At 60.7% G+C, this 13,582-nt stretch carries 13 protein-coding genes; 7 read left to right on the plus strand and 6 right to left on the minus strand.

Features of this window, described 5'->3' with window-relative positions:
• The first annotated feature begins 3 nt into the window (after positions 1–3).
• From mltG to gmk, 3 genes are read left to right on the plus strand one after another with little or no spacing between them, the layout of a single operon-like run.
• Entirely contained in the window at positions 4–1,044 is a 1,041-nt protein-coding gene (gene mltG, locus SIC17_RS15080; RefSeq protein WP_412545882.1) for an endolytic transglycosylase MltG, read from the plus strand.
• 2 nt (positions 1,045–1,046) lie between these two features.
• Complete coding sequence (locus SIC17_RS15085; protein ID WP_412545883.1) at positions 1,047–1,928, plus strand: YicC/YloC family endoribonuclease; 882 nt, start codon at positions 1,047–1,049, stop codon at positions 1,926–1,928.
• A complete protein-coding gene (gmk, locus tag SIC17_RS15090; protein WP_291896285.1) occupies positions 1,918–2,574 on the plus strand; it encodes a guanylate kinase in 657 nt (218 codons plus the stop codon). Before SIC17_RS15085 ends, gmk begins: the two co-directional genes overlap by 11 nt.
• On the opposite strand, the gene rsmA is transcribed toward gmk, so the two are convergent.
• The 6 genes from rsmA to SIC17_RS15120 form a co-directional block, all read right to left on the minus strand.
• On the minus strand, positions 2,561–3,415 hold the full coding sequence (gene rsmA / locus SIC17_RS15095; protein WP_412545884.1) for a 16S rRNA (adenine(1518)-N(6)/adenine(1519)-N(6))-dimethyltransferase RsmA: 855 nt from the start codon (positions 3,413–3,415) through the stop codon (positions 2,561–2,563). The two genes, gmk and rsmA, sit on opposite strands and share 14 nt — an antisense overlap.
• Complete coding sequence (pdxA, locus tag SIC17_RS15100) at positions 3,412–4,407, minus strand: 4-hydroxythreonine-4-phosphate dehydrogenase PdxA (RefSeq protein WP_412545885.1); 996 nt, start codon at positions 4,405–4,407, stop codon at positions 3,412–3,414. Before pdxA ends, rsmA begins: the two co-directional genes overlap by 4 nt.
• A complete protein-coding gene (locus tag SIC17_RS15105) occupies positions 4,407–5,669 on the minus strand; it encodes a peptidylprolyl isomerase (protein ID WP_412545886.1) in 1,263 nt (420 codons plus the stop codon). The genes pdxA and SIC17_RS15105 overlap by 1 nt, the downstream gene beginning before the upstream one ends.
• 66 nt (positions 5,670–5,735) lie before the next feature.
• On the minus strand, positions 5,736–7,922 hold the full coding sequence (locus SIC17_RS15110) for an LPS-assembly protein LptD (protein WP_412545887.1): 2,187 nt from the start codon (positions 7,920–7,922) through the stop codon (positions 5,736–5,738).
• 13 nt (positions 7,923–7,935) lie between these two features.
• Positions 7,936–9,105: an LptF/LptG family permease gene (locus SIC17_RS15115; protein ID WP_412545888.1), complete on the minus strand. Its 1,170-nt coding sequence runs from the start codon at positions 9,103–9,105 to the stop codon at positions 7,936–7,938.
• Positions 9,106–10,224, minus strand: a complete 1,119-nt coding sequence (locus SIC17_RS15120; protein WP_291896273.1) for an LptF/LptG family permease — start codon at positions 10,222–10,224, stop codon at positions 9,106–9,108.
• A gap of 123 nt (positions 10,225–10,347) precedes the next feature.
• Between SIC17_RS15120 and SIC17_RS15125 the strand changes: the two genes are divergently transcribed.
• The 4 genes from SIC17_RS15125 to SIC17_RS15140 all read left to right on the plus strand — a co-directional run bounded on the left by SIC17_RS15125 (position 10,348) and on the right by SIC17_RS15140 (position 13,518).
• Positions 10,348–11,826: a leucyl aminopeptidase gene (locus SIC17_RS15125; protein WP_412545889.1), complete on the plus strand. Its 1,479-nt coding sequence runs from the start codon at positions 10,348–10,350 to the stop codon at positions 11,824–11,826.
• 40 nt (positions 11,827–11,866) lie between these two features.
• Complete coding sequence (locus SIC17_RS15130; protein WP_412545890.1) at positions 11,867–12,334, plus strand: DNA polymerase III subunit chi; 468 nt, start codon at positions 11,867–11,869, stop codon at positions 12,332–12,334.
• Positions 12,335–12,410: 76 nt separating this feature from the next.
• Positions 12,411–12,764 (plus strand): I78 family peptidase inhibitor, encoded by a 354-nt coding sequence (locus SIC17_RS15135; RefSeq protein ID WP_291896269.1) that lies wholly within the window; start codon positions 12,411–12,413, stop codon positions 12,762–12,764.
• A 22-nt stretch (positions 12,765–12,786) separates the two neighbouring features.
• Complete coding sequence (locus SIC17_RS15140; RefSeq protein WP_412545891.1) at positions 12,787–13,518, plus strand: hypothetical protein; 732 nt, start codon at positions 12,787–12,789, stop codon at positions 13,516–13,518.
• Positions 13,519–13,582: the final 64 nt, after the last annotated feature.

Genomic DNA, 13,582 nt, shown 5'->3' on the forward strand with positions numbered 1-13,582 from the left:
GTCATGAGTGAAGTGGAAGCGCGCAAGTCTGCGCCGCTGTGGATGAAGCTCCTTATCTGGGGCGGCATAGCCCTGGTGGTTCTTGCACTGCTTGCAGCAGGCGGGGTGTATGCCGGCTATCGCTGGATGCAGGACGAGTTTGCGGCGCCCGGTCCAACGGCTGAGGCCACTGTGACGACCCTGCCTCGTGGCGCAGGGCTGATCCGCATTGCAACCCAGCTGGAAAATGAGGGCCTGATCAGTGATGCGCGGATCTTCCGCTTTGCCATCACGCTCGACGAGGGCGATCGATCCCTGCGCGCTGGCGAGTACGAGATCCCGGCCGGGGCATCCATGGCCCAGATCTATGAACTTCTGCGGTCCGGCCAAACCGTCCAGCACCCGATTACACTGGCCGAGGGGCTGACCAGTGCCATGATTGTACGCTCCCTGGCCGAGGAAGCCGTGCTGACAGGCGAGATCACCGATCCACCCGCCGAGGGTGACCTCTTGCCGGAAACCTATCTGGTGACCCGCGGAACCTCCCGCCACGAAATCGTCGACCGCATGCGTCGTGCCCAGGATGACCTACTGGACGCGCTGTGGGACCAGCGGGCCGAGAACCTGCCGTTTGAAACGCGTGAGCAGGCGATCATCCTGGCCTCCATCGTCGAGAAGGAGACCGGCATTGGTGGCGAGCGTGGTGAAGTCGCTGGCGTCTTTGTGAACCGCCTGCGTCGTGGCATGCGGCTGGAGAGTGACCCTACCATCATCTACGGCATCTCTCAGGGAGAGCCGCTGGGCCGTGGCCTGCGTCGCTCCGAGATCGATAATCCGAACAACGCCTGGAACACCTATCAGATCCCGGCCTTGCCGCCGACGCCAATCGCCAATCCGGGCCGCGAAGCAATTGCTGCGGTTCTGAACCCGACCGAGACGAGCGCGCTCTTCTTTGTTGCGGATGGTACCGGTGGTCATGTGTTTGCCGATACGTATGCGGAACACCAGCAGAATGTGCGCCGCTGGCGCCAGATCGAGCGGCAGCGCCGCCAGGCAGGAAACTAGACATGAGCCAGCTCTCCGGCATGACCGGTTTTGCGCGCGCCGAAGGCCAGCACGAAAATGTCCGCTGGATCTGGGAAGTGCGCAGTGTCAATGGCAAGGGGCTGGAAGTACGCTCTCGCGTGCCTTCTGGTCATGACGGCCTGGATCTCAAGATCCGCGAACAGGCCCGCAAACGGTTCACTCGCGGCAATCTTCAGGCCTCGCTCAATCTCAAGCGAGATGCCAGCCAGTCGGCACCAGTGATTAACCGTTCAGCGCTTGATGCACTACTGGCACAGGCGGAGGACCTGATTCTGTCCAACCAGGTCGAACGCCCGCGTCTGGATGGTTTGCTGGCAATTGACGGCCTTCTCGAGACGTCAGCGGATCCAGATCCCGAAGCGCGGGCTGCGCTGGAGAAGGCGCTACTGGAAGGTCTCGGCGAGGCGCTGGACGGCTTGAAGTCTGCACGTGAGGAAGAGGGGGCGGCCCTGGCCCCCGTGCTTGCAGGACATATCGACAAGGTGGAAATCCTGACGGATGCGGCAGAGGCCAATGCCGCCACACGCATCGATGCCATCCGTGATCGCCTGTCCGCCAAGATCGCGGAACTGGTCGATGCCGAGCTGGAGGAAAACCGCCTCGCTGCCGAGATCGCAGTGCTCACTGTCAAGATGGATGTGCGCGAGGAACTCGACCGTTTGCGCGCGCATGTTGCCTCGGCTCGGGAACTGCTCAAGCAGGGCTCCCCGGTGGGGCGCAAACTCGACTTTTTGTCACAAGAGTTTAATCGTGAGGCGAACACCTTGTGTTCGAAATCCTCTGACTCGTCGCTGACGCAGATTGGTCTGGATTTGAAGAACGTGATCGATCAGTTCAGGGAGCAGATCCAGAATGTCGAGTGACGGCTTTTCCGGTACCATTTTCAGAGGCCGTCGTCGCGGCGTGTTGATCGCGCTGTCGAGCCCGTCCGGCGCCGGCAAGACGACGCTCTCCAAACGCCTGCTTAGCCAGAATCCTGATGTTGTCCTCTCCATCTCCTGTACGACGCGAAAGCCGCGCCCGGGCGAGATCAATGGCCAGGACTATGACTTCATCTCCGTCGAGGAATTCAAGAAGCGCATTGATGCGGGGTACTTCTTTGAATGGGCAGAAGTTTTTGGTCGCTATTACGGCACGCCGAAAACCCCGGTCATGGAAGCCATCGACGAAGGTCGTGACGTCATTTTCGATATCGACTGGCAGGGCGCACAGATCATTGCCGACCAGGCGCCTGCGGACACCGTGCGTATCTTTATCCTGCCGCCATCGCTGGCCTTGCTCGAAGATCGTCTTCGCAAGCGCGGCCAGGATTCCGACGAGGTTATTCGCGATCGCATGAACCGCGCCAAGGACGAGATCTCGCACTGGAACGAGTATGACTATGTCATCGTCAATGATGACTTCGCGCGCGCACTCGAAAAGCTCAATCAGGCCCTGCACGCGGAACGCCTGAAGCGCAACCGCCACCCCTGGCTGGGTGAATTTGTCGACGCTCTTATGGAGCAGTAGCGGCCCGCCAGGCCCGTGCAAGCCTCTGGAAACCCGCAATATCAATCGTCTCCGCGCGCAGGCCCGGATCGATGTCGGCTGTCTGCAGCAATTCTTCTGCGGAAGCGCGGGTCTTGCCGGCCGCTGCCGCGAGACTCCGGCGCAGTGTCTTGCGACGCTGCCCAAACGCCGACGCGGTGACTTCCCCAAGCGCTTTGAGATCATCGAAACGCTGATCTTCGGGAAGCGGATCGAGAACCACGACAGCGCTCTCCACCTTGGGCGGAGGTGTGAAGGCCCGGGCCGGGATTTTCAGCGCCAGACGTGTCTCGCAGACGGACTGGGAAAGGATGGCGAGGCGGCCATAAGCCTTGCTGCCAGGTTGCGCGACAACGCGGTCGGCGACCTCGCGCTGGAACATCAGCACCGCCCGGCGCCACCAGATCGGCGAGGCTTCCAGCCATTTGATCAGCAAAAGTGTACCGACATTGTAGGGGAGGTTGGACAAGATGGTGCAAGGCCCCTCCGGCAATACGTCCGGTTCGTCGACCTTGAGCGCATCGGCCTCGACGATTTCGAGTTTACCCGGGTAGGCATCACCGATCTCGCCCAGCGCGCCGAGAAACCGGCTGTCCTTCTCCACCACCAGCAAGGAACCCGTGCCATGGGCGAGGATGCCACGGGTAAGCCCGCCCGGTCCTGGCCCGATCTCGATCGCGCTCTGTTGGGAGATATCTCCGGCTAGGCTGGCGATCTTGCGCGTAAGGTTGAGATCCAGCAGGAAATGCTGGCCAAAGGACTTGTTGGCGCCCAGCCCATGCGCGGCAATCACATCGCGTAGCGGTGGAAGCTCATCAATCATCGCGTCCGGTTCTCCGCAATGCTGGCTGCCAGTTTCAACGCCGCGATAAGGCTGTCGGCACGCGCCTGGCCCTTGCCGGCAATGCCGAACGCAGTGCCGTGATCAGGCGAGGTTCGCACGATCGGCAGGCCCAGAGTGGTGTTGACCCCGCCATGAAAATCCAGCGTTTTTACCGGTATCAGCCCCTGGTCGTGATAATGGCAAATGGCCGCGTCATACTGCGCCCGGGCCTCGGCATGAAACATCGTGTCCGGGGCCATGGCATCCGTGATATTGATACCTTCATCGCGTAACTCGGCAGCTGCCGGGTTTATGATCTCGATTTCTTCACGCCCCAACGCGCCATCTTCACCGGCGTGCGGATTGAGACCGGCCAGGGCCAGTCGCGGCCTGGCGATCCCGAAATCACGCCTGAGGGCCGCGTAGGCGAGCCGGGCGACATGTTTGATGCGCTCGGGATTGACCGCGCGAACTGCGTCTTCAAGGGCGATATGGATCGTGGTGAGCACCACACGCAAACCGCCACCCGAGAGCATCATCAGTGGCCCCCTGGGACCGTCGAGCGGAGCGTCCTTCGTCAGGTCTGCGAGAAACTCGGTGTGGCCGGGAAAGTCGAACCCCGCCTGGTACATGACCGACTTCGCGATAGGGGCTGTGACAACGGCGTTGATTTCGCCCGTTCTCGCGAGGGAGACAGCATCCTCGATCGCGCTGCGGACCGCTGCAGCATTTTCGCTGGCAGGCGCGCCGAGCCGGACTGGATGAGTGAGCGGGGACGTTTGGCTGAGGACCGGAAGCCGTGTCCGGAAATGCTGCGCAGCATCAGCGGCGCTCCCAACCTGTATCGCCTGGCTAAAACAGGATGGATCTCCGATCACGACAAACGGGAGGTCGGAGCGCTCGCGCAGTGCGCGCCATGCCTTGGTGATGATTTCCGGACCAATCCCAGCCGGATCACCCATCGTAACGCCGATGGGAGAGGGCAGCGGCATCAGTAGCGGATCTCGATCGTGCTTTCGCGGCGCAGGTCACGCAGCCAGCGACGGGAGAGCAGGGAAAGCTGCTGACCTCTCAGCTGGCCTTCCAGGTCGTCTCGTGTTGGTACGCCCGGGCCGCCGATTGTGCGGTCACAGACAACGATGCTCTGTACGCCTGCAGCGCTCTCGATAACGCCCGTATTCTCGCCCTGGTCGAGCGGTGCCAGGGAGTCGCGGATCTGCGGCAGCAGCGCGTCAGCGCCGATGGAGCCGAGAGGCGTGACAATGGCGCCGTCAATCTCGGCAGCGACTGCATCCAGCGTGTCACAGACAGGGTTACGGTTCATGGCACGCTCAAGGTCGCTGCGTGTCGTCTCGGTAACGGCACTCGTGGGTACAGTGAGCTGGACCAGATCGTATTGTAAGGTGGTCGTGCCGTCCCGGGCACCGACGAGGGCGATGATCATGTATCCGCCCGGTACGCGGACCGGATTGGATAGTGCACCACCGTTTTGCTGGAAGACCGGCAGAAGCTGAGGAATGACCTGGGCGACTTCCGGCTGCAGCTGCGAAGCTGCGATCCAGCCGATATCACCGCCGGTGGCCGCGGATGGCGCGTCGGAGAATTGCTGCGCGAGCTGCGGGAAGGCCGCGCCCTGCTGCAGCTGGTTCATCACGGCGATAATGCGCTGGGTGGTTTCCTGTTCGGAAGCTGCCGTGCGGATCTCGAAGAACATCTCGAAGATGCGGAACTGGGGCTGGGACGCACTGGCTGCGAGCCGCTCCAGGGCCAGTTCGATCTGTTGATCGGAAATACGCACGCGCGAGCCGTAGCGGCCGTTGACCAGGATCTGCCAGGCAATCTCGGACTCGATCTGGTGACGCAGTGTCTGGACGTCCACACCGGACTGTTCAAGCTCGGCAACGACAGCCTCGATGGTGGAGTTGTTACGCTGAGCGAGATCAAGCAGGGACTGCATGATCTCTTCTTCCGATACCTGGATCTCGTACTCGCGAGCAGCCTGAAGCTGCAGGTGTTCATCGATCAGGCCTCGAATGGCCTGGTCCTGCACACGCAACATGGCTTCCTGGTCAAGCTGAGCCAGCCCTGTTGAGGCGATGATCAGGCGCATGCGATTGCGAACGTCGACCGTGGTGATCGGTTCATCATTGACCAGAGCAGCGACGCCCTCGGTAATCTGAGCGCTCGCGCTGACGCCAAAAAGGCTCGTCAGGGCGGCAAAAGAAGCAAGTACGAAATTTCTGGTGCGTGACATCGGTTCTTTCCGTTCCGCCGGAAGATTACTCAAGATCGCTTACAACGCAATGACGAGACACTGTTGCTAGTCAGGCGCGACGCTTCCCAAGGTGAACAGTGAAATCCGGAACTGTATCGACTCGGACGGACCGAGGCGGTCAATTCCCACATCCTGGCGCTCATAGACGATTTCCATCTGCGTACAGTCATCGATGTAGCGGAAGCCGGTCTGGAGGATGCGAGATGTATCCAGGTCCAGGTCGTGCGTCACATTGGCGATGACCTGCCAACGATCCGTCAGCTGATAGGATGCATCAGCAATGATCTCGCGCTGCGCCGTCAGCGTCGAGGCGTCGTCACTGATGTCGGTGTAGCGAAGATTGCCGGTGAAACGACCGGTGGAATAGCTTGTCGTGAAGCTCAGACGGTCAATATCGAAATCATCAGAGTCGAGGCGCGTCTGGATGCCCGCAACAAAGCTGCCCCAGTTGATCTCGCCGGTGAACACATAGTCGGAGCTTTCCTCCGCCAGTCCACTTGCTCCGGAAAAGACAGGGGCACCATCCAGTCTTTCGCTGCGCCCCAGGAAGGCGCGCAGCATCCGGTCGTCACCGATATAGGCCGTTGCCCTCATGCCCGCCGTGAGGCGCTGGCCTTCTTCCCACAGGTCGAAGCCCGGTGCGCGGGAAGGCTGGAACAGCAAGGTCTCGTCGAGGTCGATGGAAAGGCTGTCCTCGTTGATGACCCGCGAGGAAACCGGATCATCGGTGGCGATGACGCCGGCCACGACCGGTTCGAGGATAATGTCCGAATTTTCTCCAGACCGCATGAGAGGCCAGGACACTTCAACACCGGCGAGACCGACCTGACGATCGAAACCGTCACCATAAGTACCGCCATTTCCGTCCGGCACATTGCTGTACTCGAAAGCATCGACCCGGCCATAGGCGAACGGTTCCGCGACGATACCCTGGGGGCTGGTCCAGCGGGTGCGCCAGTCAATGCTGGATGAGAGGCGCTGATAATCGGTGCCGGTTTCACGGTCGAGGACAGCACCATTGATGCCCAGGTTTACGCGTCCCCACCCGTCCGGAGCATTGATGACCTGCCGATACTCAAGCACCGGCAACAGGTCCGGGAGCGATTCGTCATCGAGTTGCGAGCGCAGAGACTGATAGGAGGCCGAAATCAGCGTTCCGAAGGCATTGCGAGACCGGTGTTCGACGTAGATCTGGCTCAGCAGGCGGCGTGTGTCAGGGTCGAGCGGAGCCCCGCGATCCAGGTCGATTTCAGAGAAATCATAGCGCCGCAGGTGCAGGTCATCGGATGCGCGTTGAACCGTGAACCCCCAGCGCCAGTCCTCGGTGATGCGAAAACGTCCACCGCCATAGATATGCCAGCGATCATCTTCCTCGCCGAAACGGTTGCCGTCGCTGTCGATCTCGGCTTCGTAGGTATAACTACCCTCGAAGGCCAGGGAGCCGGACCAGAAACGCTTGCGATACTCGCCGTAAACCAGCGGATTAACATTGCCCATATAGCGCGGAGCCACGACCAGGTCCTGGTGCGGCGAGATCGCCCAGAGATAAGGCTGTTGATAGTTGAAGCCGAGACGCGATGACACGCCCAGTCCCGGGAAGAGGAAACCGGAACGGCGTTCTGACGACGGATCGGGATGTGCGAATGTCGGGGCGTAGAGGACCGGTACGCCAAGGAACTCCAGCTGGGCATCCTTGTAGTAGATCATCTGATCTTCGGTGTCTTGGACCACTTCGCGCGCGCGAATGCGCCAGGTCGGCTCCTGTTCACCGTCTTCGCAGAGTGGGCAGGCGGTGTAATAGGCTCGGTCGAGACGAATGGAACCGTCCTCGGAGCGAGCCGCCGTCGCGGCAGCCATGCGACCATTGTTTTCCATCATGGTCGCGAAACCGACTGCGATACCGGTGGACATCTCGCTGTCGAGTTCGAACTCGACAGCGTATTGCGGGTATTCGCCCTGGCCGTGGATCTCGACATTGCCGCGAGCAATGACGCGGTTTTCCTCGGGGCGGTATTCCAGCTCGTCGGCGATCAGCAGACGGTCGCCTTGCTGGACCCGTACATTGCCGCGCGCGATATAGCCCTCTCCGGACCCGAAATCATCCAGCGTGTCAGCTTCGAGATAGACCGGTTGGTCGTCCTGCGTTTCCTGCAGGGCGAACGCGGGAGCTGAACACGCGAGTAATGTTGAAGCAAGCAAGGCCGCAGCGATGCGGCGATAATGCGACGCCATGCGCGTCACTCCCTCAATTGAATCGGCCCCACCCGACCGAGCCATCATGACTAGCCGATAGCGGGCATTTCGTCCACGCCGTCAACCGTCCTCGGTCGAGGCAATATAGGTCAGGGCAAGCAATGCGGTGATGGCAGGTGCAGCCCAGGCCGCCGTTAGCGGCGGCAGTGCCCCCGCTGCGCCGATAGAGCCGAGCAATTCCTGCAGAAAAAACATCACGAAGCCCGTCAAACCGCCAGCCAGCGCAAAAACCTGCTGCTCCGCCCAGACGTTGCAGGCGCATGGTTGCAGCGGCGGCGATCAGTGTCGCCGCGAGCAGGGTCAGCGGCAGGGCGAGCAGGCTGTGCAGGCGCAGTTCATAGCGCTCAGTCGCCAAGCCGGCTTCGTTGGCCGAGGCGATGAGCGTCGGCAGGTCCCAGAAAGAGACCCCTTCAGGTGATCGAGATCGCTCGAAGAGAGCCTGCCGGTTGATGCCTGTGGGCAGGGTGATCAGGCCCAGCTCGACCGAAGGTGTGTTGGGCGTACGCTCGACGGCGTTTTCAACTTCCCAGAAGCCTTCCTGTAGCGTCGCAGCGTCAGCATCGATGCGGCGGTCAAGCGCGGGAACTCCATCCTCGTTGACGGCGTAGTAGAGAAAGGCCGGTGCTTGCAGTACGCGGTCGCCCTCCGCCAGAGACGTAGCCGCGATAACGGTGAAGCCGTTGACATTCGCCTCTCGCAGCCAGACCGGAGTGGCCGCATTGGGGTCCCGGCGGACATTCATCAGCGCATCGCGGCGCGCTTCGAAGGCGGCATTGCCGGCCGCACCGAGCGGGTTGAGCACAGTTGTGCCGAACAGGCCGACGACAAGCGCCAGGATCATGGGGGCGGTCAGAATGCGCCAGGCCGACATGCCTGAGCCGCGCATGACAACCAGTTCGCTTCGCCGGTTCAGGCGGAAGAGTGCGGTCAAGACGCCAAACAGGAATATGAAGGGCAGAGTGGTTTCAAGTAGGGCGGGAACTTTTAGCATCGTGAGGCCGACCAGTTCCGGTGCTCCGATGTCGACCCGCGTGCCGATCGTACGCGACTGTTCCACAAAATCGATGAGGATGATTACCGCGCCGATCACGCCGGCAGCCATACCCAGGCCGGCCAGTGTCTGGTTCAGCATGTAGCGGTTGAGGTGGCTAGCGACGGTCATCTAGCGGGCCTCCGCGGCGGGCGGCGCATCCGGCCGGGCCCGGCCCGGCCAGTAGATAACGGCCAGCGCCCCGATAATTCCAATCAATGGAACAATGTACTGGGCGATGTTGAGGGCCGGGTCGTCCGTAGCACCAGATTGAACGCTGAAACCAACGAGGCGAAGGGTCAGCCCTGCGCCCACGGCTATTGCTATTCGTCGCCCGTAACCCAGGCGGGAATAATCGCCTGCCAGGTAGGCCGCAGCGGCGATAAGAACGAATGCCAGATTGAACAGCGGCGCGGAGAGACGGTAGTGCGCTTCCGCCCTTGCACTTTCCTCGCCGCCGGGGCGTGCGAGAATGGATCCGTCCGGCCACAACAATTCATGCAGAAAGCGGTCGCTTTCCTTGAAAAAAATGGCGTCTGCGATTCCCGAGAACTCCTCCAGGTCCGGTTCGGTCCGGTCGAAGGTCGTGTAGTTCATTTCCTGGTTTTCATCGAGCCATTGCGCATTGCCATTGATGAGGACCAGGGCGGTACGATTGCCACCACGCGCGATCACGCCCTCGCGGGCGGTGTATGTGACAGCCCCTTCCTGGCCGCGTGTATCGTGGATCATGATGTCCAGCAGGCGGCCATCACGCGTGCGTTCGCGCGCATAGATCGTCACGCCTTCGCCGATGCGTGAGAAGGCGCCCGGTGTCACCAGGCTGGAGGCCACGTCGGACCGCAGGTCATAGAGGCTACGCCGCATCTCCCGGTAGGAGACGGGTTGGATAAAGAGATTAATCGCCAGGTTGGCGATGACGACATATATGCCTAGGCGCATAAGCGGTGAGAGCATGCCCCAGCGTGTCATGCCGGAGGCCGAGGTGACGACAAGCTCACTGTCGGAGGACAGGCGGCTGAGACCGGTCAGGGTGGCCACGAACAGTGCGATCGGCAGCAAGAGGGCTGTCAGGTGCGGCAGGGCCAGCAGCGTGACCTTGAAGAAGGTGAAGGCCGTTTCGGAATAACCTGAGACCAGATCCGTATTCGACAGACTCTGTGTCAGCAGGGACAGTCCCGCAAAGGCACCAACCGAAGTCAGGAAGGGCCAGAGGAGTTGTCGGAAGAAATATCGCTGAACAAGAATCATGACGGATCTAAAGCTGCGCGTTCAGCCTTCTATCTCGCTTCCGGATCGGATACCACTTTCGCGACCCATCTTTTTCGCCCCAATCACATACGGGCGGTTCCACTGTTCTAGCGAGGTTTTGCCATGAAAATCGAATTCGCTTCGGCTGATTCCGTTTCAGGTTCCCAGGCCGTACCGGTCTTTGCCGACTCGACTTTTTCCGCCGCTGCCAAGGCGATTGATGATGCTTCCGGTGGTGCGCTGTCGCGCGCTGTTGCCGCCAGCCGCTTCACCGGCAAGCCGGGCCAGACCCTGGAAGTGCTGGCGCCAGCCGGTACGAATGCTGACCGCGTGGTCCTGTTCGGACTGGGCAAACAGGCTGAGCTGAAGGCCAGCGTCATCGAGAAATCCGCTGCGGCTGTGACGTCCAAGATACTGCTGTCTGGCGAGACCTCCATCACCATGCGTCTCGACGGTGTGGCGGATGCTGAAGGCGCCGGCCGTGCAGGTCTGGGAGCCCGCATGGCGGCCTATCGTTTCGACGAGTATCGCACCAAGCTCACCGACGACAAGAAACCCTCCCTGTCCGGTATGACCATCACCGCTGATAATGTCGCCGCGGCAAATACCGCCTGGGACAGTTGGGGCGCCGTTGCCGCCGGTGTCGACATGGCGCGTGAAGTGACCAACCTGCCGCCAAACGTTCTCAACCCGGAAACCTATGCCAAGAAGATCGAGGGCATGTCCGAACACGGTCTCGAGATCGAGATCCTCGACGAGGCGGCCATGGCCGAGCTGGGCATGGACATGCTTCTGGGTGTGGGCCAGGGCTCCGAGCATGAAAGTCATATCGCCATCATGAAGTGGAATGGTGGTGCGGAAGGCGAAGCACCGCTGCTTTTCGTTGGCAAGGGGCTGACCTTTGACAGTGGTGGCATCTCGCTGAAACCGGGTGCTGGCATGGACGAGATGAAGGGCGATATGGGCGGCTCTGCTGCCGTTGTCGGCCTGATGCGTGCTCTCGCAGGCCGCAAGGCGAATGTGAATGCCATCGGTATCGTCGGCCTGGTCGAGAACATGCCGGACGGCAATGCCCAGCGGCCGGGTGACGTTGTTCGTTCCATGTCTGGCCAAACGGTGGAGATCCTCAACACCGATGCCGAGGGCCGTCTCGTCCTGGGTGACGTGCTCTGGTATGCCCAGGGGCGTTTCGAGCCGAAGCTGATCATCGACCTGGCGACGCTGACGGGTGCCATGCTGATTGCCCTGGGCAATAGCCGTGCAGGTATCTTCTCCAATGACGACACCATTGCCGAGCAGCTGTTCGCGGCGGGTAACGCGTCGGATGAGCCGGTGTGGCGCATGCCGCTGGGTGCCGATTATGAAAAGCATATCGAGACCAAGAATGCCGATATCAAGAATGTCGGCGAAGGCCGCCTGGCCGGCTCCATCTCGGCTGCTGAATTCCTGAAATGCTTCGTCAATGAGCGTCCGTGGTGTCACATCGATATCGCCGGTACGGCCATGGGCGGTATGAAGGACGATCCGCGCCAGCCGAGCTGGGGTACGGGCTGGGGTGTACGTATCCTCGACCGTTTCGTGCGCGACAATTACGAAGGCTGACGCCGAACAGGAGAGGGCGGCCACGGCCGCCCTTTTTCTCATGTCAAATTCCGATCAGGCAGGCGAACTCTGGTTCTACCACCTCGAGCGATCGAGCGTGGAGGAAGTGCTGCCTGAACTGGTCGAGAAAACCATCGGACGGGGCTGGCGCGCCCTTATCAAGTCTACCGATGAGACCCGATTGAAGGCGCTCGATGCGCTGCTTTGGACCTGGCGCGAAGAAAGCTTCACGCCGCATGGCTTGGCCAGCGAGGCTGACGCAGAACGCCAGCCCGTCCTGCTGACCCTGGCTGATGACAACCCGAACGGCGCACAATGCCTCTTCCTGCTGGATCGGGCCGAGCCGGGGGATTTCAAGGCCTTTGAGCGCACGATCGTGATGTTCGATGGCAATGATGAGAGCGCCGTCGTTGCAGCGCGCGGGCTCTGGAAGACGGCCAGCGGCGTTGGCGCGAATGTCTCCTACTGGCGTCAGTCCGATGCCGGGCGCTGGGAAAAGAAGGTCTAGCCCTGTCCAATTTGTCGCTTGAGCTTCGCTGTATGGACGCTAGGGTGACCGCGTAGTCAGTGCGGGTGAGTGTGATATGCGGGTCTTGGTCCTGGGATCGGTTTTGTTTCTGTCGGGATGTTTTGCCACTTCCGGTGAGCCGGCCGGGCAGTCTCCATCTGCAGGTCAGGCGGCAGACGCTCTACCGCCCATGATGCCGGTCGAGGAGCTTGGCTCATCTGATGTACATCGGCCGATCACCGGTAATTGCGGCATGGAAGACCTGCAGCAATATATCGGCCGCCAGCGAACCTCGGTCTCTCGTGACGTCCTGCCAACGAATTTCCGTGTGCTTGGACCTGATACGATGACGACCATGGAATACCGGGCCGACCGCCTGACCATCCGTATCGACCGCAATGACCGCATAGAGAGCATCACCTGCGGGTAAGTTATTTTTCTGGGGGAATATTATGTTTCAATTAGTTGCTGGGCTGGCTGCTGCCAGCCTGTTTGTTCAGGACGGAACTGAGTCGAGTGAAGAGCAGGAAGTGGATCCGGCCGCTGCTGTTGTGGAGATGTCGTCGACGCCTGTTGCCGCTGAACTAGATACACGCCCGATTTCGGAGCGGGGTGAGGAAATCGAGTTTCGCCAGCGTTTCCGCAGCTGGTCACTGGGAGATATGTCTGGACGTCTGTCGCGACGGACAACGTCATCTAATATCCTCGGTCTCAGACGTGGCCAGAGCTCAAGGGTGACCCTCACTGTCAACAATGGTGCGTATGAAGACAATCCGCTGACAATTACCTGTTCCGCGCGCGAAGTATCACTCGGGCTGGAGTGGATCGCGAGATTGGATCGGGACGAACTGGTGTACGGATGCAGTTTCGAGCAGGACGGTCAAGAAACTGACGCGGTGTTCGAGATGGTTCTCGGTGGCGGTCTCATGGGGCGAGGTGATCGAGCTGGAGAGTATCGGAGTGGAGACACTGTTCTACGCTTTCAGAATAGAGAAGGAAGCGGAGGGCTGATGTCATCAATGATGCCTGACATGTCAGTTTATCAAGGCGAACTCGAAGTGGGCGCTCTTGATCCGGGCATGATGAGTTATGACGTTTGGGTAGTACGGGAGCCCGGAGCGGTGCGTGAGCACACAACTATTGTGCTTGCAATACTGGCGACCTACACGGAGCCGGGAAACTAGCCGGGTTTCGGCTGAAGTGATTTGCGGCCCCGCTTTTGGTAAGCGGGGTCGTTTTCTTATCTCG

The organism is Maricaulis sp. MIT060901 (assembly GCF_047123815.1).
In the GTDB taxonomy this organism is placed as follows: domain Bacteria; phylum Pseudomonadota; class Alphaproteobacteria; order Caulobacterales; family Maricaulaceae; genus Maricaulis.